Consider the following 18958-nt stretch of genomic DNA (forward strand, 5'->3'; position numbering starts at 1 on the left):
GATCCGCAAAACGCCCATGCGAAACTTTTCACATGAGAATTGGCCGCGCCCCCCGTCGCCGCCGCCCGACCAGCGGCCGCGTCCTCCTGCTGACCGCGGTGACCCTCGCGAGCGCCCTGACCCTGACGGCGTGCAGCGACGACGGCGGCAAGCCGTCCGGCAGCGCCGGCGGCAACTACGTGACCGGCAAGAGCGGCATCTCCACCGTCGCCAAGGGCTCGCGCGACGAGGCGCCCAAGCTCGACGGAGAGACCGTCGACGGCAAGACCCTCGACACCACCGCCCTCAAGGGCAAGGTCGTCGTCCTCAACGTGTGGGGATCCTGGTGCCCGCCGTGCCGCGCCGAGGCCCCCTATTTCGCGAAGGTCTCCAAGGAGCTGGAGACCGCCGGGAAGCCCGTCGCCTTCGTCGGCATCAACACCCGCGACACCAGCAAGCAGAACGCCGCCTCCTTCGAGGAGAACTTCGGGATCACCTACCCGAGCCTCTACGACCCGGACGGCAAGCTGATGCTCCGCTTCCCCGCGGGCACGCTGAACGCCCAGTCCATCCCCTCCACGATCGTCCTCGACAAGGAGGGCCGGATCGCCGCCCGCACCCTGGTCGCGGTCAGCGAACAGCAGCTGCGCTCCATGATCGACCCGCTGCTCGCGGAGCAGTGACCTCGTGCTCGCGTACGTCCTCGCCGCCGAGCCGACCGGCGTGAACACGACGGTGCTCAGCGGTGCACTGCTGCTGGCCCTGCCCCTGGCCCTGCTCGCCGGGCTGGTCTCCTTCTTCTCGCCCTGCGTCCTGCCGCTGGTCCCCGGCTACCTCTCCTACGTCACCGGCGTCAGCGGAGCCGACCTCGCCGAGGCCCGGCGCGGCCGAATGGTGGCCGGAGCGAGCCTGTTCATCCTCGGCTTCACCGCCGTCTTCGTCTCCAGCGGCGCCCTCTTCGGCCAGTTCGGCAACGTCCTGCTGGGCCACAAAGAGGTCATCTCCCGGGTGATGGGCGGCCTGGTGATCGTGCTCGGCCTGTTCTTCATGGGAGCCATCCCGGGCCTGACCATGCGCGAGTTCCGCTTCCACCGGAAGCCGTCCGGAGGCCTGCTGGGCGCGCCCGCGCTCGGCGTGCTCTTCGGTCTCGGCTGGACCCCCTGCATGGGTCCCACCCTCGCCGCCGTCAACACGCTCTCCCTCGACCAGGCCAGCGCAGGCCGGGGCGCACTGCTCACCGTCGCCTACTGCGCCGGCCTCGGCGTCCCCTTCATCCTGGCCGCCGTGGCCTTCCGCAAGGCGCTCGGCGCGTTCGGCTGGGTCAAGCGCCACTATGCATGGGTGATGCGCATCGGCGGCGGCATGCTGATCCTGACCGGCCTGCTGCTCGTCACAGGTTTGTGGGACAGCATCGTCAACGACATGCAGAGCTGGACCCAAGGCTTCACGGTGGGGATCTGAGGACTACACGCACATGAGTACGACCGAAAGCGAAACCGAACCCGACGCCGTCGCGGCCGGGGCGCAGCTGTCCACCGCCCCCGTCGAGGACGCCGGCGGCCCCGTCGGCATCGGCGTGGTCGGCTGGATCCGCTGGATCTGGCGCCAGCTCACCTCCATGCGGGTGGCGCTGATCCTGCTCTTCCTCCTCTCGCTGGGCTCCATCCCGGGCTCCCTGGTTCCGCAGAGCCAGGTCGACGCCATGAAGGTGGCCCAGTGGAAGAAGGACCACTCCTTCTGGGTGCCGCTCGCCGAGAAGCTCCAGCTGTTCGACGTCTACAGCTCGGTCTGGTTCTCGGCGATCTACCTGCTGCTGTTCATCTCCCTGATCGGCTGCATCGTCCCGCGCAGCTGGCAGTTCGTCGGCCAGCTCACCGGCCGCCCGCCCGGCGCGCCCAAGCGCCTGGACCGGCTGCCCGCGTACGCGACGTGGCGCACGGGGGCCTCCCCCGAGGAGGTGCTCGCGCACGCGAAGACGGTCCTCGGCGGGCGCCGCTTCCGCACCGAGGCCGGGCAGGGCTCCGTCGCCGCCGAGAAGGGCTATCTGCGCGAGGCCGGGAACCTGGTCTTCCACGTCGCCTTGATCGTGCTGCTGGTCGCCTTCGCCTGGGGTCAGCTGTTCAAGTCCGAGGGCGGCAAGCTGGTCCTGCGCGGCAAGGGCTTCGCCAACACGCTGACCCAGTACGACGACTTCAAGTACGGCAGCTTCTTCAGCCCCGACGACCTGCCGCCGTTCTCCTTCACGCTCGACCGGTTCGACGCCACGTACGAGAGGACCGGCCCGCAGAAGGGCACCCCGCGCGACTTCACGGCGTACGTCACCTTCCGGGAGGGCGCAGACGGCGCGCCGCAGCAGCGCGAGATCCAGGTCAACAAGCCCCTGGAGGTCGACGGGGCCAAGGTCTACCTGCTCGGCCACGGCTACGCGCCCGTCGTCTCGGTGACCGACCCCTCCGGCAAGGTGGTCTACAAGGACGCCGTGCCGATGCTGCCCTTCGACTCCAACCTGAGCTCCTCGGGCGCCGTCAAGGTGCCGGACGGCTACACGAACAAGGACGGGCAGAAGGAGCAGCTCGGCTTCAACGCCATGTTCGTCCCCACGTTCGCCGGTGAGGGCAAGGGCACGATGCTCTCCCAGTTCCCGGCGGCGGACTTCCCCGTCCTCGCCCTCAGCGCCTACCACGGCAGCCTGGGCATGGACTCGGGCCTGCCGCAGAACGTGTACCAGTTGAACACCTCGAAGATGCAGGAGTTCAAGGGCGAGGACGGGCAGCTGTTCAAGAAGCGGCTGCTGCCCGGCGAGGCCATGGAGCTGCCGAACGGCGCGGGCACCGTGAAGTTCGAGGGCATCGAGCGCTGGGCCACCTTCTCCGTCACCCGCCAGCCCGGCAGCGGTCTCGCCCTCGCCGGCGCCGTCGCCGCCATCGGCGGCCTGGCAGCGTCCCTGTTCATCCAGCGCCGCCGCGTCTGGGTGCGCGCGGTCCGCGCCGAGGACGGCACCACCGTCGTCGAGATGGCCGGCCTGGGCCGCAGCGAGTCGGCCAAGCTCCCCGAGGAACTGGGGCAGCTGGCCGCCGCCCTGCACGAGCAGGCGCCCACGGCGCCCGACCACCCCGTCAAGGAAACTGCCGAAGGAGAGCGCGGATGACGCCGCTCGCAGCAGCCGAGGTCAACGAGAACCTGGCTCAGATCAGCAACTACCTGATCTATTCGTCGATGGCGGTTTACACGCTCGCCTTCCTCGCGCACATCGCCGAGTGGACCTTCGGCAGCCGCAGCAAGGTGGCCCGTACGGCGGCCGCGCTGACCGCCCCGCAGGCCGCCGCCGCTCCCGCGGTACAGGTGCGGGGCAAGGCGGGCACCGCCGTCCTCGACAAGCCGCAGGTGGTCACGCGGTCCGCCGCGGGCACCCGTGACGTCCCGGACGGCCCCGGCGCCGCCGGCGGCACCGCGGAGGGCGACCTCTACGGGCGGATCGCGGTGTCGCTGACCGTGCTCGGGTTCCTCCTCGCGGCGGGCGGCGTCGTCACCCGCGCGCTGTCCGTGCAGCGGGCCCCGTGGGGCAACATGTACGAGTTCTCGATCACCTTCGCCACGGTGGCCGTCGGCGCGTACCTGGCGCTGCTCGGGCTGAAGAAGAACGTGCGCTGGCTCGGCCTGTTCCTGGTCACCACCGTCCTGCTCGACCTGGGCATCGCCACCACCTGGCTGTACACCGAGAGCGACCAGCTGGTCCCGGCACTGCACTCGTACTGGCTGTGGATCCACGTCTCCACGGCGATCTTCTGCGGCGCCGTCTTCTACATCGGTGCGGCCGGAGCGGTGCTGTACCTGTTCCGCGACTCCTACGAGGCCAAGCTGGCCGGCGGCGGTTCGCCGTCGCGGTTCGCCGGGTCGGTGCTGGAGCGGTTCCCCTCGGCCGCCTCGCTCGACAAGTTCTCGTACCGCATCAACGCGGCCGTCTTCCCGCTGTGGACCTTCACGATCATCGCGGGCGCGATCTGGGCGGGCGACGCCTGGGGCCGCTACTGGGGGTGGGACCCCAAGGAGGTCTGGTCCTTCGTGACCTGGGTGGCGTACGCCTGCTACCTGCACGCCCGCGCCACCGCCGGCTGGAAGGGCCGCAAGGCCGCGTACCTCGCGCTCTTCGCCTTCGCCTGCTGGATCTGGAACTACTACGGCGTCAACATCCTGCTCAACGGCAAGCACTCCTACGCGGGCATCTGACCGGGCGGAGTGGGACGCTGGTGGTATGCCTCCTGTGAGTCATGCCACCAGCGAGAGCCGCGGCGAAGACCGCTGGCTGCTCCGTTTCGAGGTGCACCTGCCGTGCGCGTACGAGGGCCTGTGGCCCGTGCTGACCACGGCGGAGGGACTGCGCGGCTGGCTGGCCGCGGCGGACGTCCTGGAACGGCGGCTCGGCGGAGCCGTCACCCTGCGCTGGCTGAACAGCGGCGCGAGCGATTCCGGCCACATCACGGCCTGGGACGTGGAGCGGGTCGTGGAGTACACGCTCGCCGAGCACGGGCGGATCCGCTTCCACCTGGAGCCCGTGGGCACGGACTCCACGGTGATCCGCTTCCTGAACGAGCGCGACGGTTCGCACGACGACCGCCTGGACAGCCTGGCCGGCTGGCACCACCACTTCGAGCTGCTGGAGACCTCCCTGGGCGGCCATCCGGCGGACTGGTCGCAGTGGACGGACGCCCGCTGGGCGCAGCTGCGGTCCTCCTACGCGTCCTTCGCCCGGACGTAGGCGCCCGCGCGTCGGCACCGGGCGGGGGGCGGGCGTGCGGGCGTGCCTGTGGGCGTGCGGGCGTTCACCAGACGGGCCGCAGGGCGGGCAGGGGTCCGTCCCCGTTCAGTCCGCGCACCAGCCGGCCCAGTTCCAGGCGCAGGGCGCCGAGGTCGACGTCGGCCCCGAGCTCCGCTTCCAGCGCGTGCAGGACGCGGCCCGCGACGGCGAGGTGCCGGTCCGCGGCGGGGGTGAGCACCACCAGCTTGCGGCGGCCGCCCTCGGGGTGCGGTTCACGCCGGACGTAGCCCCGTTTCTCCAGGTCGTCCACGATCTGCCCGGCGGCCTGCTTGGTCACCCCGAGCCGTTCGGCGAGCTCGGTGGCGGTGGCCCCGGGGCCTTTGAGGGCCTGGAAGGCCATGCCGTGCACGGGGCGCAGGTCCCCGTACCCGGCTTCGCCGAGGCGCCGGGTGAACTCGCCGAGCAGGAGCTGGAAGCCGAGGCCGAGCAGGAAGGCCAGCTCGGGGCCTTGCGGGCTTCCATGTACGTCGTCTCTGGTCACGCAAACATGGTGACACGGCCGAGTCAATCTGCTTTACTCGGCGTGTGAGTAAAGCAGATTGACTCATCCTGCCCCGAAGGAGTTCCCGTGCACGTCGTCACCACCTCGCCCGACCACGTCACCGTTACGCCCAACGCCACCATGACCGGCCTCGCCGCCCCCAGCCGGGGCAGCTCCGAGCTCAGCACCTGGCACGTCGCCATGACCGCCGGCTCCACCGGCCCCGAGCACTCCGTCGACCGCGAGCAGGTCTGGACGGTGGTCGCGGGCGCGCTGGAGGTCACCTCGGCCGACCGCACCGAGCAGGTCGCGGCAGGCCGGACCCTGGTCCTCCCGCCCGGCACCCTCCGGCGGATCCACGCGCCGCAGGACTTCGAGGCGTACGTCGCCATGCGGGCGGACGGCGTGGTGTCGGTCCCGGGGACCGAGGGCACCCGCGCCCTGCCCTGGGCGCAGTGAGCCGCCGGGCCGTGCGGCATGCTTGGGCTTCGTGAACTCCGAAGAGAACCCCAAGCGACCTGCGGACCAGGCGAGTTGGCGATCGGCCGGACTCGCGATCGGCTTCGGCGCCGTGATGATGCTGATCGGCGCCTGCCTGCTGCTGGTGCCGGTGCGGACCGCCACCGCGGCCGCCCGCGACTTCGCGGCCGCGGACACCTGCGCCCCCGGCCTGCGGCCGCGGCAGGAGGCGCAGTGCCTGAGCTCGGTGCCGGCGACGGTGGCGCGGTCCTGGAAGCCCGGGGTCAGGTACACGGTCGAGGACATCGAGGTCGTGCGCGGGGACGGGACGAAGCAGCGGCTGCGGATGCAGTGGCACAGCGCCGAGCCGATCGTCGCGGACGGCGCCGAGGTCCGGCTGGTCCGCTGGCGCGGCCAGGTCCGGAACATCACCTACGGCCCCGGCTTCGTCCACACCGCCTACACCGTGGAGAACCCGTACACCGCCTACGCGGCGCCGTTCGGCTGGGGGCTCGGCCTGCTGATCATCGGGCCGGCCCTGGTGTGGGTCGGCTGCCGGCAGCGGTGGCTGTCCGGGCGCTCGCGGCGGGCCGCTCCCTGGCAGCTCGTCGTGCCCTCCCTCGCGCTGACCGTCCTGGGCGTCGGCGTCGCGGTCATCGCCATGACCCTGGACCTCCGGATCGAGGAGACCCTGCGCTGGAGCGGGGCCGCCGCCGCTCTCACCGTCCTCTGCGCCGGAGCCGTCTGCCTGTACAAGGGCCTGCGCGGCGAACCGGACACGATCGAGATGGCGCCGCGCCGCGACGAGCGCGAGCACGTCTTCGGGGCGGTCCTGCTCGGCGACCGCAGCGGCCCCGCCGGCACCCGGCGCAACGCCTACCTCGTGGTGGCGCCGGGGGTGGTCGCCTTCACCAACGACCCGACCGGCGCCTTCCGCCGCGAGCCGCTCCCGGCGGGACTGGTGCTGGAGCGGGTCCGCCCGCTCTTGGCCTCGGACCCCGACGCCATGGACGTGGCCGCCGAGGAGACCTCCTACGTGGTCGCCCAGTGCCGGGAAGGGGAGCGCGAGGTGCTCATCGCCGCCCGCCGCCGCGACATGCCGTGGCTGGTCGGCGCACTCCCGCAGGTCCGGCCCGCCGAAGTGTCCTAGGGCGGACGCGGTGCCCGGGCGGCCGCCGCGGCGGGCCGCCCCGCCGCCAGGGCACCGCGACGAGGGGAACGGCCTAGTCCTGGTCCTTGTCCTTGTCCCGGTCGGTGTCCTTCTTCCTGTTCTCCTGCTCCTCGCGCAGGGACCTCAGGAACTCCGGGTTGTCGTCGGGCGCCACCCACTGCGTCCGGCGGCCCGCGCCCCGGCTCCCACCGCCGATCACAGCCCGCTGCCTGCCCGCGAACAGCCACACCACCGGCCCGACGATCGAGAAGAGCAGGATGATGAGCACCCACACCACCTTGGGAAGGTGCTTGACCTCTTCCTCGGGCGTGTTCAGGCAGTCGATGAAGGCGTAGATGGTCAGCGCGATGATCAGCAGGAACGGCAGATAGCGCAGCACGGTGTGGGACCGACTCCCCGGCAGTGGCGGGGGGCCCGCAGCGGGCCCCGGTGACGCTCCCAGGGTAGTAGGTGGCGGATACTGAACCCCATGGCTTACGACGATCTCCGCTCGCTGCTCCGGGCTCTGGAGCGGGAGGGCGACCTCAAGCGCATCAAGGCCGAAGTCGACCCGTACCTGGAGGTCGGGGAGATCGTCGACAGAGTGAACAAGGCGGGCGGGCCCGCGCTGCTCTTCGAGAACGTCAAGGGCTCGGCGATGCCGCTCGCCATGAACGTCTTCGGGACCGACCGCCGCCTGCTCAAGGCCCTCGGCCTCACGTCGTACGGCGAGATCAGCGACAAGATCGGCGGTCTGCTCAAGCCGGAGCTCCCGCAGGGCTTCATGGGGGTCCGCGAGGCCTTCGGGAAGCTCGGCTCGATGGTCCACGTGCCGCCGAAGAAGGTGAAGGGCGACGCCGCCCCCGTCCAGGAGGTCGTGCTCACCGGCGACGACGTGGATCTCGACCAGCTGCCGGCCCTCTTCACCTGGCCCAAGGACGGCGGCTCCTTCTTCAACCTCGGCCTCACCCACACCAAGCACCCCGAGACGGGCGTGCGCAACCTCGGCCTCTACCGCCTCCAGCGCCACGACAAGCGCACCGTCGGCATGCACTGGCAGATCCACAAGGACAGCCGCAACCACTACGCGGTCGCCGCCAAGCGCGGCGAGCGGCTGCCGGTCGCCATCGCCTTCGGCTGTCCGCCGGCGGTGACGTACGCGTCGACGGCGCCGCTGCCGGGCGATATCGACGAGTACCTCTTCGCCGGGTTCGTCGCGGGCAAGCGGATCGAGATGGTCGACTGCAAGACCGTTCCGCTCCAGGTGCCGGCGAACGCCGAAGTCGTCGTCGAGGGCTGGCTGGAGCCGGGCGAGATGCTGCCGGAGGGGCCGTTCGGCGACCACACCGGCTTCTACACCCCGCAGGAGCCGTTCCCCGCGCTGAAGATCGACTGCGTGACGATGCGCAAGCGGCCGCTGCTCCAGTCGATCGTCGTCGGCCGCCCGCCGACGGAGGACGGCCCGCTGGGCCGGGCGACGGAACGCTTCTTCCTGCCGCTGCTGAAGATCATCGTCCCGGACATCGTGGACTACCACCTGCCCGAGTCGGGCGGCTTCCACAACTGCGCGATCGTCTCGATCGACAAGAAGTACCCGAAGCACGCGCAGAAGGTCATGCACGCCATCTGGGGCGCGCACATGATGTCGCTGACCAAGCTGATCATCGTGGTCGACGCGGACTGCGACGTCCACGACCTGCACGAGGTGTCCTGGCGGGCGCTGGGCAACACGGACTACTCCCGCGACCTGACCGTCGTGGAGGGCCCCGTCGACCACCTCGACCACGCCTCGTACCAGCAGTTCTGGGGCGGCAAGGCGGGCATCGACGCCACGAAGAAGCTGCCCGAGGAGGGCTACACCCGCGACGGCGGCTGGCCCGACATGGTCGAGTCGGACCCCGCGACGGCGGCCCTGGTGGACCGCCGCTGGAAGGAGTACGGACTGTGAGCCCGGCGATGGGCGGACCCGCCCTCTTCATCGGCACCGACACCGCGTACGTGGCCGTCGTGCGCCCGCGCCTGGACCCGGCCGACCCCGAGGTCCGTGAGGCCGCCGAACAAGCCGGCGTCTCGCCGGAGGAGTTCGCGGGGCCCGGCAACGTGTGGGCGCTGATGTGGGAGGACGAGACCGGCGAGGGCGGCGGCTTCGAACTGCTGGGCCTCAGGGACGCGGAGGCCGAGGACTTCGCCGCCCGCCTCTTGGCCGAGCTGTCCTTCGAGACCGGGCCGTTCATCGTCGGGGCGGGCGAGGTGCTGCGCCTGCAGGCCTACCCCGGTCCTGGCGGCGCGGACTGCCGCTTCCTGGCCACCATCACCCCGCCGGAGGGCGAGGAACTGCCCCCGCTCACGCTGGAGATCCCGCCCGTGGACGCCGACGCGCTCCGCGCCCGCCTCGAAGACTTCCGCAGGAGCCTCGCATGATGACCACCGCCGATGGCGTGCTCGGCCCCGGACAGGCGCCGCAGGCCCCCGGCAAGGTCAAGGCCTTCCTGCGGCTGGTGATGATCGAGCACTCGGTCTTCGCGCTGCCCTTCGCCTACATCGCCGCGCTCACCGCGATGTTCCGGCTCGACGGGACGGTGCACTGGGGCGAGCTGCTGCTCGTGACGGTGTGCATGGTGGGGCTGCGGACCTTCGCGATGGCGGCCAACCGGATCATCGACCGGGAGATAGACGCCCGCAACCCGCGCACCGCCGGGCGCGAGCTCGTCACGGGCGCGGTGTCCGTGCGGTCGGCCTGGACGGGCGCCGGGGTGGCGCTGGCCGTGTTCCTCGGGGCGGCGGCGCTGCTGAACCCGCTCTGCCTGGCGCTGGCTCCGGTGGCCGTCGTCCCGATGGTGGTGTATCCGTACGGCAAGCGGTTCACGAACTTCCCGCACGCCATCCTGGGCCTGGCCCAGGCGATGGGGCCCGTCGGGGCCTGGCTGGCGATCACCGGCGCCTGGTCCTGGGAGGCGGTGATCCTGGGCCTCGCGGTGGGCGTGTGGATCGGCGGCTTCGACCTGATCTTCGCCTGCCAGGACGTGGCCGCGGACCGCGCGGAGGGCGTCAAGTCCGTCCCCGCCCGCTTCGGCGTGCCGGCGGCCCTGTGGGGTGCCCGCGGCGCGCACGTCGTGACCACCGGCCTGCTGGCCTGGTACGCGGTGGCGACCGGGGCAGGGGTGCTGTTCTGGTGCGGCCTGGTGATCGTGGTCGGGGCGTTCCTCTACGAGCACACGATCGTCAAGCCGCACGACCTGTCCCGACTGAACCGCGCCTTCTTCACGGTCAACGGCTTCATCGGAATCGCGCTTTTCGTGTGCGCCCTCCTGGACCTCGCGGTGCGGGGCCTGACCCTTTAGCCCGATGGCGTGAGCCGTGGCGGATCTCCGTGCGCACGGTCTGACGCCGTGGGTACCGTCCGGCCTACCATCGAGTGCATGGACAGGGAGGCCGACGTGACCGTCTCGGAGAGCGACCGCCTGCACTCACAGCTCAGCCGGTTCGAGGACATGTTCCCGGGCTACCGGATGGAGATTGTCGAGGGCGCCGTCGTGATGAGTCCGCTGAAGCCGCACCATGCCAGGACCATCCGTCTGCTGTGGAACGTGCTGGAAGCCCAGATGTCGGATGAGTGGGGTTTCATCAGCGATGTCGCGGTGCCGTTTGACGGCGACAATGAGTTCTGCCCGGACCTTGCGGTGATTCCCGCGGCGGAGGCGGACAAGAACTTCAGTGCGTACCCACCGGATCTGATCGAGCTGGCGATCGAGGTGGTCTCGCCGAGCAGCATCCGGAACGACTACGAGGTCAAGGACCTGGCCTACGCCCGGCGCGGCATCCCGCACTACCTGATCTTCGACCCGTACAAGGCGCACTGCGTGACCCTCTGGAACCCGGGCCCGGATGGGTACATCGGCCGGGACACCATCCCTTATGGGGAGACACTGACCGTCGAGACCGGGATCGGCAAGTTCGCCATCGACACCTCGGCCCTGCCCGTGGACCCCTCCGCCGTCAGCTGAGGACGGCCGGGCGGTCCGGGGCCGGGCGGCGGAACCAGAGGGCCGTGGCGATGCCCGCCGCCAGGCCGCACAGGTGGCCCTGCCAGCTCACGGTGGCGTCGGTGGGGAGGACGCCGACCACGATCGTGGCGCCCCAGACGAACGCGACGCCGACGGACACGGCGATGCCCAGCGCCTTGCGCTCGACGAACCCGCGGACCAGCAGGTAGCCGAACAGGCCGAAGACCAGACCGGAGGCGCCCGCCGTCATGGTGTTCGGCCAGGCGATCAGCCAGATGCCGATCCCGTCCGCCAGGACGATCAGCCCGCACACCGCGAGGAACCGGCGGATGCCCCACAGGGCCGTGACGAAGCCGAGGACCAGCAGCGGAATGCTGTTGGCGGCGACGTGGCCGAAGCCGAAGTGCAGGAACGGCGCGAAGAGGATGCCGCTCAGGCCGGCCGGGTCGCGGGCCGGGATCCCGTACGCGTCGAGGGCGTGCCCCGTGGCGTGATCGACCGCTTCCACGACCCACAACAGGGCCACCCAGCCCAGCATCAGCCGGGCCGCGGCCTTCGCCCGGTCGGTCTGCGTCCAGGTGTCCTGCAACGTGCTCACTGCCGCGCCGCCCCTCGTGCGTCCCACCCCCTGGAACGTCCAGGACACCTTAGCGAGTGCCCGCAGGGTGTGGCCGGATAGTCTCGTAGCCATGACTGACGGCAAGCGCGCCCCCTGGGTGGTCGGGGTTTCCGGGGCGTCCGGGACGCCGTACGCGGCGGCGGTGATCCGCGGGCTGCTGGCGGCGGGGGAGAGTGTGGACCTGGTGGTGAGCCGGGCCTCGCGGCTGACCCTGCTGGACGAGACGGGCATCGCCTACCGCGACGCGCACTGGCGGGACGATCTCGCCGAGTGGCTGCAGCGCGGGGCGGACGGCAAGCCCGCCGCCTTCGCGCGGCCGGAACTGGACGGCGTACGTCACTGGGCGGCCGGGGACCTCGCCGCCGGGCCGAGCTCGGGGTCGTACCCCGTCAAGGGGATGCTGATCGTGCCGGCGTCCACGGCCTGTGTGGCGGGGGTGGCGCTCGGCCTGTCGAAGGACCTGCTGCAGCGGGCCGCGAGCGTGACGCTCAAGGAGCGGCGCCGTCTGGTGGTCGCGGTGCGGGAGACCCCGCTCAGCGGGCAGACGCTGAGGCATCTGGTGGCGCTGGACGAGGCGGGCGCGGTCGTGCTGCCCGCCTCTCCGGCGTTCTACGCGGGCGCGACGCACATCCAGGATCTGGTGGATTTCGTCGCGGGGCGGGTGCTGGATGCGGCAGGGGTGCCGCACACGCTGTACCGCCGGTGGGAGGGGCAGCTGGGAACCAGCCGCCCCCGGGAGGGAAGCGGTGACTAGCGCTTCCTGGCGCCCGGCTTGCGGGTCTTGTCGTTGCGGTGGGCGGCGGCGGGCTGGTCGGTGCGGGATCGGTTGGCCAGCTCCTGGAGCTGTCGCATGTGCGCGTAGGCCATCTCGATCGTGTACACGGTGAACCACTCCTGAAGCTCGTCAGATCATCGTTGATCTGTTGACGGATTCACAGGGTGTCGACCCTGTGTGCCTTAGATTCTATACGTAAACTTGCGGGATCGCCGAATAATGGAAGGCTCCAGGTATATGGACGCGGTGGATAGGCAGCTCATCCAGGCTCTCCGGGAAAACGGACGTGCCTCGTACGCGGAGCTGGGCCGGCTCGTGGGCCTCTCCGGCCCCAGCGTCACCGACCGGATCAACCGGCTGGAGACGGCCGGCGTCATCACGGGCTACCGCGCGACCGTGGACGCGGCCTCGCTCGGCCTCGGCGTCACGGCGCTCATCGGCATCTCCCTCTCCGACGCCGCGGACCACGAGGACGTGGCCCGGCGGCTGCGCGACCTCGCCGAGATCGAGGACTGCTGGTTCATCGCCGGTGACGACTCCTTCATGCTGAAGGTGCGGGCCAGCGACGTGGACGGCCTGGAGAAGATCATCCGCAAGCTCTCCGGCACCAAGGGCGTCTCCCGCACCCGCACCACCATCGTGCTCTCCACGAAGTGGGAGAACCGGGTCGGGGACCTGCCCGAGGAACGCTGAGAGTACGGTTGCGGGGACACAGGGCGTCAGGACACAGAGGAGGCGACCAGCCGATGGACGCTGGGCTCAAGCGTGAGCTGGAGGAGAAGGTCCGCTCCGGCGAGCGGCTGACCCGTGAGGACGGTATCGCCCTCTACGAGTCGGACGACCTGGCCTGGCTCGGCGGCCTCGCCCACGAGGTGCGGACGCGCAAGAACGGTGACGTCGTCCACTTCAACGTCAATCGCCACCTCAACATGACGAACGTGTGCACCGCGTCGTGCGCCTACTGCTCGTTCCAGCGCAAGCCGGGCGAGAAGGACGCGTACACGATGCGCATCGAGGAGGCCGTGCGCCTGGCCAAGGCCATGGAGAACGAGAACCTCACCGAGCTGCACATCGTCAACGGCCTGCACCCGAGCCTGCCGTGGCGCTACTACCCGCGCTCGCTCTCCGCACTGAAGGAGGCGCTGCCGAACGTCTCGCTCAAGGCGTTCACGGCGACCGAGATCCACCACTTCGAGACGATCTCCGGGATGTCGGCCTCCGACATCCTGGACGAGCTGATCGAGGCCGGCCTGGAGTCGCTGACCGGCGGCGGGGCGGAGATCTTCGACTGGGAGGTCCGCCAGCACATCGTCGACCACCGCACCCACTGGGAGGACTGGTCGCGCATCCACCGGCTCGCGCACGAGAAGGGTCTGAAGACCCCGTCGACCATGCTCTACGGGCACATCGAGGAGCCGCGCCACCGCGTGGACCATGTGCTGCGGCTGCGCGAGCTCCAGGACGAGACCGGCGGCTTCCAGGTCTTCATCCCGCTGCGGTACCAGCACGACTTCGTGGACATGCAGGACGGGAAGGTCCGCAACAGGCTCCAGGCGCGGACGACGATGGCGACCGGCGCCGAGGCCCTGAAGACCTTCGCGGTCTCGCGGCTGCTGTTCGACAACGTGCCGCACGTCAAGGTGTTCTGGGTGATGCACGGTGTGCAGACCGCGCAGCTCGCGCTCCAGCACGGCGCGGACGACATGGACGGCTCGGTCGTCGAGTACAAGATCACGCACGACGCGGACAACTACGGCACCCCGAACAAGCTGGGCCGCGAAGACCTGCTGGAGCTGATCCGCGAGGCCGGCTTCCGCCCGGTCGAGCGCAACACGCGCTACGAGGTCATCCGCGAGTACCCCGGCCCCGACGCGGCGCTGCGCGAGACCCCGCAGGCGATGCGCGTCTGAGCCGGCCGCTCCGGTTCTCCGACGGCAGGCCCCGGTCCCCTGGTGGACCGGGGCCTGCCGCGTTTCTCCGTTGCCCACCCCGGCAGGTAATGGGTACTCTTCCATAATGACCATTACCTTCACCTTCGATCCGGTCGTCGACCCCGCCCTGCGCGACGGCATCGCGGAGCTCTGGACCGATGTCTCCAACGCAGGCGGCGCCGTCGGGTTCGTGCCACCCGTCACCGTGGACGACATCCGCCCCGAGCTGGTCAAGCACCTCGTCGCGATGGCCGAAGGGCGCCACCGCCTCCTCGTCGGCCGCGACGGCGGCGGCCGGGTCGTCGCCTGCGCCGTCCTCGCCTTCAACGCGCACCGGCTCCAGACGCACTGGGTCTGGGCGTACACGGTGATGGTCAGCCCCGAGCTCCAGGGCCGGGGTGTCGGGCGCGCGCTGATGGACGCCCTCGCCGAGGCCGCACGCTCGCTCGACGGCATCGAGGCGATCCGGCTCGGCTGCCGCGGCGGGCTCGGGCTGGAGCACTTCTACGCCTCCTGCGGCTACAAGGAGGTCGGCCGCGTCCCGGACGCCATCCGGGTGGCCCCGGGCGACGACCGCGACGACATCACGATGCTGCTGCCCCTGCACTGAGCTGCGCGGCAACACCCGCCCACCCCCCGCCGGGCCGTGACGGCGGCCCGGCGTGCTTCACTGGACGGGCACGTGACGACGTAGGACGACGAGAAAGAAGGGGTCACCGTGTCCCTCAAGCCGAGCGCGACGATCCGCTACACCGCGATGCGCCTGGGCGTCTTCGTCGGATGCCTCGTCCTGGTCGCCCTGCTGGTCCGCCTGGGCTTGGTGCCCGCGGGGCTGGGCGATGCCAACTTCGCGTGGGTCGTGCTGCTCGCCCTGGTGATCTCCGCGCCGCTGTCCTTCGTACTGCTGCGCAAGCAGCGCGACGAGATGTCCGAGCAGATCGCCGGACGCGTCGCGGACGCGAAGTCGAAGCTCGCCGCCAGCCGCTCGCAGGAGGACGCGGCCGACGACGCCGCCCGCGCCTGAGCGCCGCCGGCCCCCGTTAGCTTCCTCACACACCGAACTGCCCCGACGCCGGGTTCACCACCCGTGGCGCCGGGGCTTTCGCATGTTCCCGGCACCCCGGGCCCCCGGGGGGCGGGGCCGACCCGCCGCTGGCTCAAAGTACGCCTTTGAGGTTCTCAAAGCGAAAGTGTTAGCGTGTTCAACATGTTGACCACAGTTGCGCACCCCATGGCCACGGGCGTCCCGCTCGTGGAGCGCCTGCACGTCGACCTCTGCCGCCGCGTGTCCGCGGCCTGTTGTGGCTGTCGCTGAACCCACGCCCACACCCTTTTCTCTTTTCCTCTGTTTCCCCCGGAGAGTGTCCGTGTCCGCGACCCCTCAGGCCCCGGCCCCCACGCCGGCGTCCGCCCCCGAGCCCGCGCCCGCGCCCGCCAAGGCCTCGTTCAAGTTCCCCTTCTGGGCCCAGATCGTCACCGGTCTCGCGCTCGGCGTCCTGTTCGGCTGGATCGCACGCAGCCAGGACGTCAGCTGGCTCGCCACCACCCTGGAACAGATCGGTGACATCTTCGTCCAGCTCCTGAAGCTGGCCGTCGCCCCGCTGGTCTTCTTCGCGATCCTGGTGTCGATCACCAACCTGCGGAAGGTCAACAACGCCGCCAGGCTCGCCTCCCGCACCCTCCTCTGGTTCATGATCACCTCGCTGATCGCCGTCGGCATCGGCCTCGCGATCGGACTGCTGACCAACCCGGGCGCCGGCACCGGCCTCACCCCGCAGGACGGCAAGCTGCCCAAGCGCACGGGCTCCTGGCTCGACTTCCTGACCGGCATCGTGCCGAAGGACATCGTCACGCCGTTCACCGAGCTGAACGTGCTCCAGATCGTCTTCCTCGCCGCCGTCGCCGGTATCGCCGCCCTCCAGCTCGGCAGCAAGGCGCAGCCCGTGCTGAACGTCGCCGAATCCGTCCTGGAGCTGCTGCAGAAGGCCCTGTGGTGGGTCATCCGCCTCGCCCCGATCGGCACCGTCGGCCTGATCGGCACCGCGATCGCCTCGTACGGCTGGGAACTCATCGGCAAGTACGCCACCTTCACCGCGGACGTCTACGTCGGCTCGGCGCTCGTGATGTTCGGTGTCTACCCACTGCTGCTCGCGACGGTCGCCAAGGTCAACCCGATCCAGTTCTTCAAGGGCGCCTGGCCGGCGATCCAGCTGGCCTTCGTCTCCCGCTCCTCGGTCGGCACCATGCCGGTCACCCAGAAGGTCACCGAGCGCCTCGGCGTCCCGAAGGAGTACGCCTCCTTCGCCGTCCCGTTCGGCGCCACGACGAAGATGGACGGCTGCGCCGCGATCTACCCGGCGCTCGCCGCGATCTTCATCGCCCAGATCTTCGACGTGCAGCTGACGATCACCGACTACCTGCTGATCGCCTTCGTCTCGGTGGTCGGCTCGGCCGCCACGGCCGGCCTGACGGGCGCCACCGTCATGCTGACGCTGACCCTGTCGACGCTGGGCCTGCCCCTGGAGGGTGTCGGCCTGCTGATGGCGATCGACCCGATCCTGGACATGATGCGCACCGCCACCAACGTCGCCGGCCAGGCCCTGGTCCCGGTCGTGGTCGCGGCCCGCGAGGGAATCCTGGACAAGAAGGCCTACGAGGCCGCCTCGTCCTCCCCCCTGGAGGACCGCACCCCGGTACCCGTGGCCGCCTGACCGCCCCGTACCCGCCGCAGCCCCCGCCCCCGTCCGGGCAGGGGCTGCGGTGCGTCGGTCAGTCCACGCCGCTCAGATAGATGCGGCTGTTCTGGCCGTCGACGCTCGCCACCGAGATCTTGAGCCAGTTCAGATCGTCCTTGCAGGGGGCGCAGATCTGGCCCTCGCGGACATGGCCCAGCAGATCCGGCGCGGGCAGCCCCAGGTGCGTGAAGGGGGCCGTCGCGTCCGAGTCGAACGTCAAGGGCTGCTCCCGCAGGCGCAGGGGCTCCTCGGGCTTCAGCCCCGCGACGAAGCCGTCCACCTCGGCGGTGGGCAGCACGAACGCCAGGATCAGGCTGTCGTCCTGGAGCCCGTTCAGATGGGCGGCCTTGGCCTCGGTGGCCGTCGCCGGCACCTGCACCTGGAGGGTCTTCGCGACGGACTCCACGGTGGCCCCGTCCACCCAGTAGGTCACGCCGCGGGTCTCGCGGGTTCCGCCGCCGCCGGGCGACCCCGAGCACCCGGCCGTCATGACGAGGAGCGCAGCCGCTCCCGCGACGACCGCCGCACACCGCTTCCGTCCTTGCAGACCCCTCACCGTGCGTCCCCGTTCCGGCCGATGTCCGTCCGCGTCCCGTCCCGGCCCGGATCCTTCGGCTCGGGCCAGGAGCCCCCGGAGCCGAGGTCGTGGTGCTGCACGGAGCTGCTGCCTCTCATGTCGAACTCCTGCGCCAGCCCCGTCCGGTGCAGACGGGCCATGTCGGCGTCGGTCACCGTGGTCGGGCCGATGGGAGTCGCCTTGCCGGGGTCCCAGTTGTAGCGGTCCCACACGTTGACCTGGTAATCGATGCTGACCTGCGGCTTGCCGTCCGGACCCGGAACCGCCGTGACCACACCGGTCTGGTTCGTCATGGCGCTGCCCACGGCCAGGTACCAGTTGTTCGTACCGTCCGGCCCCTTCTCGTGGGTGTAGCCCATCCCGCCCGTCTCCACCGGGATGGCGACGGGCTTTCCGCCCGACTTCTCGAAGGCCTCCAGCGCTTGGCGGCGCCATTCCTCCTGCTGTTCGGTGCGGACCTTCGACGTCCGCTGATTGAGGACCTGGTCGTCCTCGTCGTTCAGCATCCGGTCGACATCCAGGTCGAGGGGAAGGCCCGAGCCGTTCAGGTAGTGGTCCATGTGCCGGGCGGCGTCCGTCTTGCCCATGAAGTCACCCGTGTTGGAGATCCCGTTCGCCTGGAGCTCCTTCCAGTAGTCCTCGGCGCCGGCGGACTCGGAGTCGTACGCCCCCGCGCCCTTGTCCGCGGACACCTGCTTGACCGACGGCGCCAGCAGGCCCGCCGCCAGCAGGTCGTCCTTGTGCTGCGTCCACAGCTGCGCCCGCGACTCGGGGCTGAGCGACTGCCACAGCCGACGCAGCTCCTTGCGCTGCTTGTCGTTGGCGTCCTCGCCGAGACCGGCCAGTTTCACGGCCCGGGGCAGCATCTCCCCGTCGAGCGAGGTGTACGTCGCGTGGCCCGGGTTGGTGGGGTCGCCGCCGTGGCTCGCGCGCAGCGCCCGTACCGCGGCGGCGTCGACTTCGGAGGCGTGGGTCACCACGTCGGCGAGGGTGTCCGCGTACCAGCGCATCAGGTCCTTCTGCCTCTGGTTGGGGCCCTCCACCGTGCACATCAGGGGTTCCACGACCACCGTTCCCCCGTCCTTGCCCACCCTCACGAAGAACCCGTTCTCCCTGGCGTCGTCCGCCAGGCCCTTCGCCCGCTGCTGGAGGCTCTTCAGCTCGGTGTGGGCGTCGTCGAGGACGCTGAAGATGCTCTTCGCCTCCGCGTGCAGGTCCTCGAACTCCTTCACCGTCTTTCCCGTGAAGTCGCGGGTCACTCCGGCGTTGACCCCTTCCCAGCGGGCCTTCTCCGCCTTCGCCTTCAGGCCGTCGCTGGCCTCCCCGCCGAGGCGCTCCAGATCTGCGGCCATGCGCTTCCAGTCCGCGACCGCGGTTCCCAGCTTGCCGAGATCGACTTCGATGAGCTCGGTGTAGTTCATTCCGTGCTGCC

General features: G+C 70.5%; 23 protein-coding genes. 17 read left to right on the forward strand and 6 right to left on the reverse strand.

Features of this window, described 5'->3' with window-relative positions:
- The first annotated feature begins 32 nt into the window (after positions 1-32).
- From AC0666_RS20905 to AC0666_RS20925, 5 genes are read left to right on the forward strand one after another with little or no spacing between them, the layout of a single operon-like run.
- On the forward strand, positions 33-662 hold the full coding sequence (locus tag AC0666_RS20905) for a TlpA family protein disulfide reductase (protein ID WP_468962665.1): 630 nt from the start codon (positions 33-35) through the stop codon (positions 660-662).
- A gap of 4 nt (positions 663-666) precedes the next feature.
- Positions 667-1440: a cytochrome c biogenesis CcdA family protein gene (locus AC0666_RS20910; RefSeq protein ID WP_356851928.1), complete on the forward strand. Its 774-nt coding sequence runs from the start codon at positions 667-669 to the stop codon at positions 1438-1440.
- 13 nt (positions 1441-1453) lie between these two features.
- Positions 1454-3127: a cytochrome c biogenesis protein ResB gene (resB, locus tag AC0666_RS20915; protein ID WP_468962668.1), complete on the forward strand. Its 1674-nt coding sequence runs from the start codon at positions 1454-1456 to the stop codon at positions 3125-3127.
- Complete coding sequence (gene ccsB, locus AC0666_RS20920; protein ID WP_478708110.1) at positions 3124-4206, forward strand: c-type cytochrome biogenesis protein CcsB; 1083 nt, start codon at positions 3124-3126, stop codon at positions 4204-4206. The genes resB and ccsB overlap by 4 nt, the downstream gene beginning before the upstream one ends.
- A 25-nt stretch (positions 4207-4231) precedes the next feature.
- The gene (locus AC0666_RS20925; protein WP_468585064.1) at positions 4232-4735 is read left to right on the forward strand and encodes an SRPBCC domain-containing protein; all 504 of its coding nucleotides are present in this window, start codon (positions 4232-4234) and stop codon (positions 4733-4735) included.
- Between the two features lie 64 nt (positions 4736-4799).
- On the opposite strand, the gene AC0666_RS20930 is transcribed toward AC0666_RS20925, so the two are convergent.
- Entirely contained in the window at positions 4800-5276 is a 477-nt protein-coding gene (locus AC0666_RS20930) for a MarR family winged helix-turn-helix transcriptional regulator (RefSeq protein WP_468962675.1), read from the reverse strand.
- Positions 5277-5363: 87 nt separating this feature from the next.
- On the opposite strand from AC0666_RS20930, the gene AC0666_RS20935 reads away from it, so the two are divergent.
- Positions 5364-5735, forward strand: coding sequence for a cupin domain-containing protein (locus AC0666_RS20935; RefSeq protein ID WP_478708111.1), 372 nt, complete (start codon positions 5364-5366; stop codon positions 5733-5735).
- 31 nt (positions 5736-5766) lie between these two features.
- A complete protein-coding gene (locus AC0666_RS20940) occupies positions 5767-6885 on the forward strand; it encodes a hypothetical protein (protein ID WP_478708112.1) in 1119 nt (372 codons plus the stop codon).
- Between the two features lie 73 nt (positions 6886-6958).
- Here AC0666_RS20940 and AC0666_RS20945 read toward each other — a convergent pair whose 3' ends face one another.
- A complete protein-coding gene (locus tag AC0666_RS20945; protein WP_468585057.1) occupies positions 6959-7285 on the reverse strand; it encodes a PLD nuclease N-terminal domain-containing protein in 327 nt (108 codons plus the stop codon).
- Positions 7286-7375: 90 nt separating this feature from the next.
- Between AC0666_RS20945 and AC0666_RS20950 the strand changes: the two genes are divergently transcribed.
- The 4 genes from AC0666_RS20950 to AC0666_RS20965 all read left to right on the forward strand — a co-directional run bounded on the left by AC0666_RS20950 (position 7376) and on the right by AC0666_RS20965 (position 10889).
- A complete protein-coding gene (locus AC0666_RS20950; protein ID WP_478708113.1) occupies positions 7376-8833 on the forward strand; it encodes a menaquinone biosynthesis decarboxylase in 1458 nt (485 codons plus the stop codon).
- The gene (locus AC0666_RS20955; RefSeq protein WP_478708114.1) at positions 8830-9306 is read left to right on the forward strand and encodes a hypothetical protein; all 477 of its coding nucleotides are present in this window, start codon (positions 8830-8832) and stop codon (positions 9304-9306) included. Before AC0666_RS20950 ends, AC0666_RS20955 begins: the two co-directional genes overlap by 4 nt.
- A complete protein-coding gene (gene mqnP, locus AC0666_RS20960) occupies positions 9303-10226 on the forward strand; it encodes a menaquinone biosynthesis prenyltransferase MqnP (protein WP_468962686.1) in 924 nt (307 codons plus the stop codon). Before AC0666_RS20955 ends, mqnP begins: the two co-directional genes overlap by 4 nt.
- A 78-nt stretch (positions 10227-10304) precedes the next feature.
- A complete protein-coding gene (locus AC0666_RS20965; RefSeq protein WP_468962687.1) occupies positions 10305-10889 on the forward strand; it encodes a Uma2 family endonuclease in 585 nt (194 codons plus the stop codon).
- On the opposite strand, the gene AC0666_RS20970 is transcribed toward AC0666_RS20965, so the two are convergent.
- Positions 10882-11487: a rhomboid family intramembrane serine protease gene (locus AC0666_RS20970; RefSeq protein WP_468962689.1), complete on the reverse strand. Its 606-nt coding sequence runs from the start codon at positions 11485-11487 to the stop codon at positions 10882-10884. The two genes, AC0666_RS20965 and AC0666_RS20970, sit on opposite strands and share 8 nt — an antisense overlap.
- A gap of 91 nt (positions 11488-11578) precedes the next feature.
- Here AC0666_RS20970 and AC0666_RS20975 point away from each other — a divergent pair, with 91 nt between their 5' ends.
- Positions 11579-12262: a UbiX family flavin prenyltransferase gene (locus AC0666_RS20975; protein ID WP_468962691.1), complete on the forward strand. Its 684-nt coding sequence runs from the start codon at positions 11579-11581 to the stop codon at positions 12260-12262.
- Here AC0666_RS20975 and AC0666_RS20980 read toward each other — a convergent pair.
- The gene (locus AC0666_RS20980; protein ID WP_356851947.1) at positions 12259-12390 is read right to left on the reverse strand and encodes a hypothetical protein; all 132 of its coding nucleotides are present in this window, start codon (positions 12388-12390) and stop codon (positions 12259-12261) included. The two genes, AC0666_RS20975 and AC0666_RS20980, sit on opposite strands and share 4 nt — an antisense overlap.
- Positions 12391-12520: 130 nt before the next feature.
- Between AC0666_RS20980 and AC0666_RS20985 the strand changes: the two genes are divergently transcribed.
- The 5 genes from AC0666_RS20985 to AC0666_RS21005 all read left to right on the forward strand — a co-directional run bounded on the left by AC0666_RS20985 (position 12521) and on the right by AC0666_RS21005 (position 16925).
- Positions 12521-12976 (forward strand): Lrp/AsnC family transcriptional regulator, encoded by a 456-nt coding sequence (locus AC0666_RS20985; RefSeq protein ID WP_361722164.1) that lies wholly within the window; start codon positions 12521-12523, stop codon positions 12974-12976.
- Between the two features lie 53 nt (positions 12977-13029).
- The gene (mqnE, locus tag AC0666_RS20990) at positions 13030-14193 is read left to right on the forward strand and encodes an aminofutalosine synthase MqnE (RefSeq protein WP_468585046.1); all 1164 of its coding nucleotides are present in this window, start codon (positions 13030-13032) and stop codon (positions 14191-14193) included.
- Between the two features lie 106 nt (positions 14194-14299).
- Entirely contained in the window at positions 14300-14824 is a 525-nt protein-coding gene (locus tag AC0666_RS20995; RefSeq protein ID WP_468962692.1) for a GNAT family N-acetyltransferase, read from the forward strand.
- 147 nt (positions 14825-14971) lie between these two features.
- Positions 14972-15238 carry a DUF4229 domain-containing protein gene (locus AC0666_RS21000; protein ID WP_468963492.1) on the forward strand — a complete coding sequence of 89 codons (267 nt, stop codon included), beginning with the start codon at positions 14972-14974 and terminating at the stop codon, positions 15236-15238.
- Positions 15239-15581: 343 nt separating this feature from the next.
- On the forward strand, positions 15582-16925 hold the full coding sequence (locus AC0666_RS21005; protein WP_468962694.1) for a dicarboxylate/amino acid:cation symporter: 1344 nt from the start codon (positions 15582-15584) through the stop codon (positions 16923-16925).
- A gap of 58 nt (positions 16926-16983) precedes the next feature.
- Here AC0666_RS21005 and AC0666_RS21010 read toward each other — a convergent pair whose 3' ends face one another.
- Together AC0666_RS21010 and AC0666_RS21015 are read right to left on the reverse strand one after the other, a co-directional pair.
- A complete protein-coding gene (locus AC0666_RS21010) occupies positions 16984-17439 on the reverse strand; it encodes a hypothetical protein (RefSeq protein ID WP_468962696.1) in 456 nt (151 codons plus the stop codon).
- A gap of 62 nt (positions 17440-17501) precedes the next feature.
- Complete coding sequence (locus tag AC0666_RS21015; protein WP_468962698.1) at positions 17502-18947, reverse strand: hypothetical protein; 1446 nt, start codon at positions 18945-18947, stop codon at positions 17502-17504.
- Positions 18948-18958 lie beyond the last annotated feature (11 nt).

Source organism: Streptomyces sp. NPDC043680, from assembly GCF_056436685.1.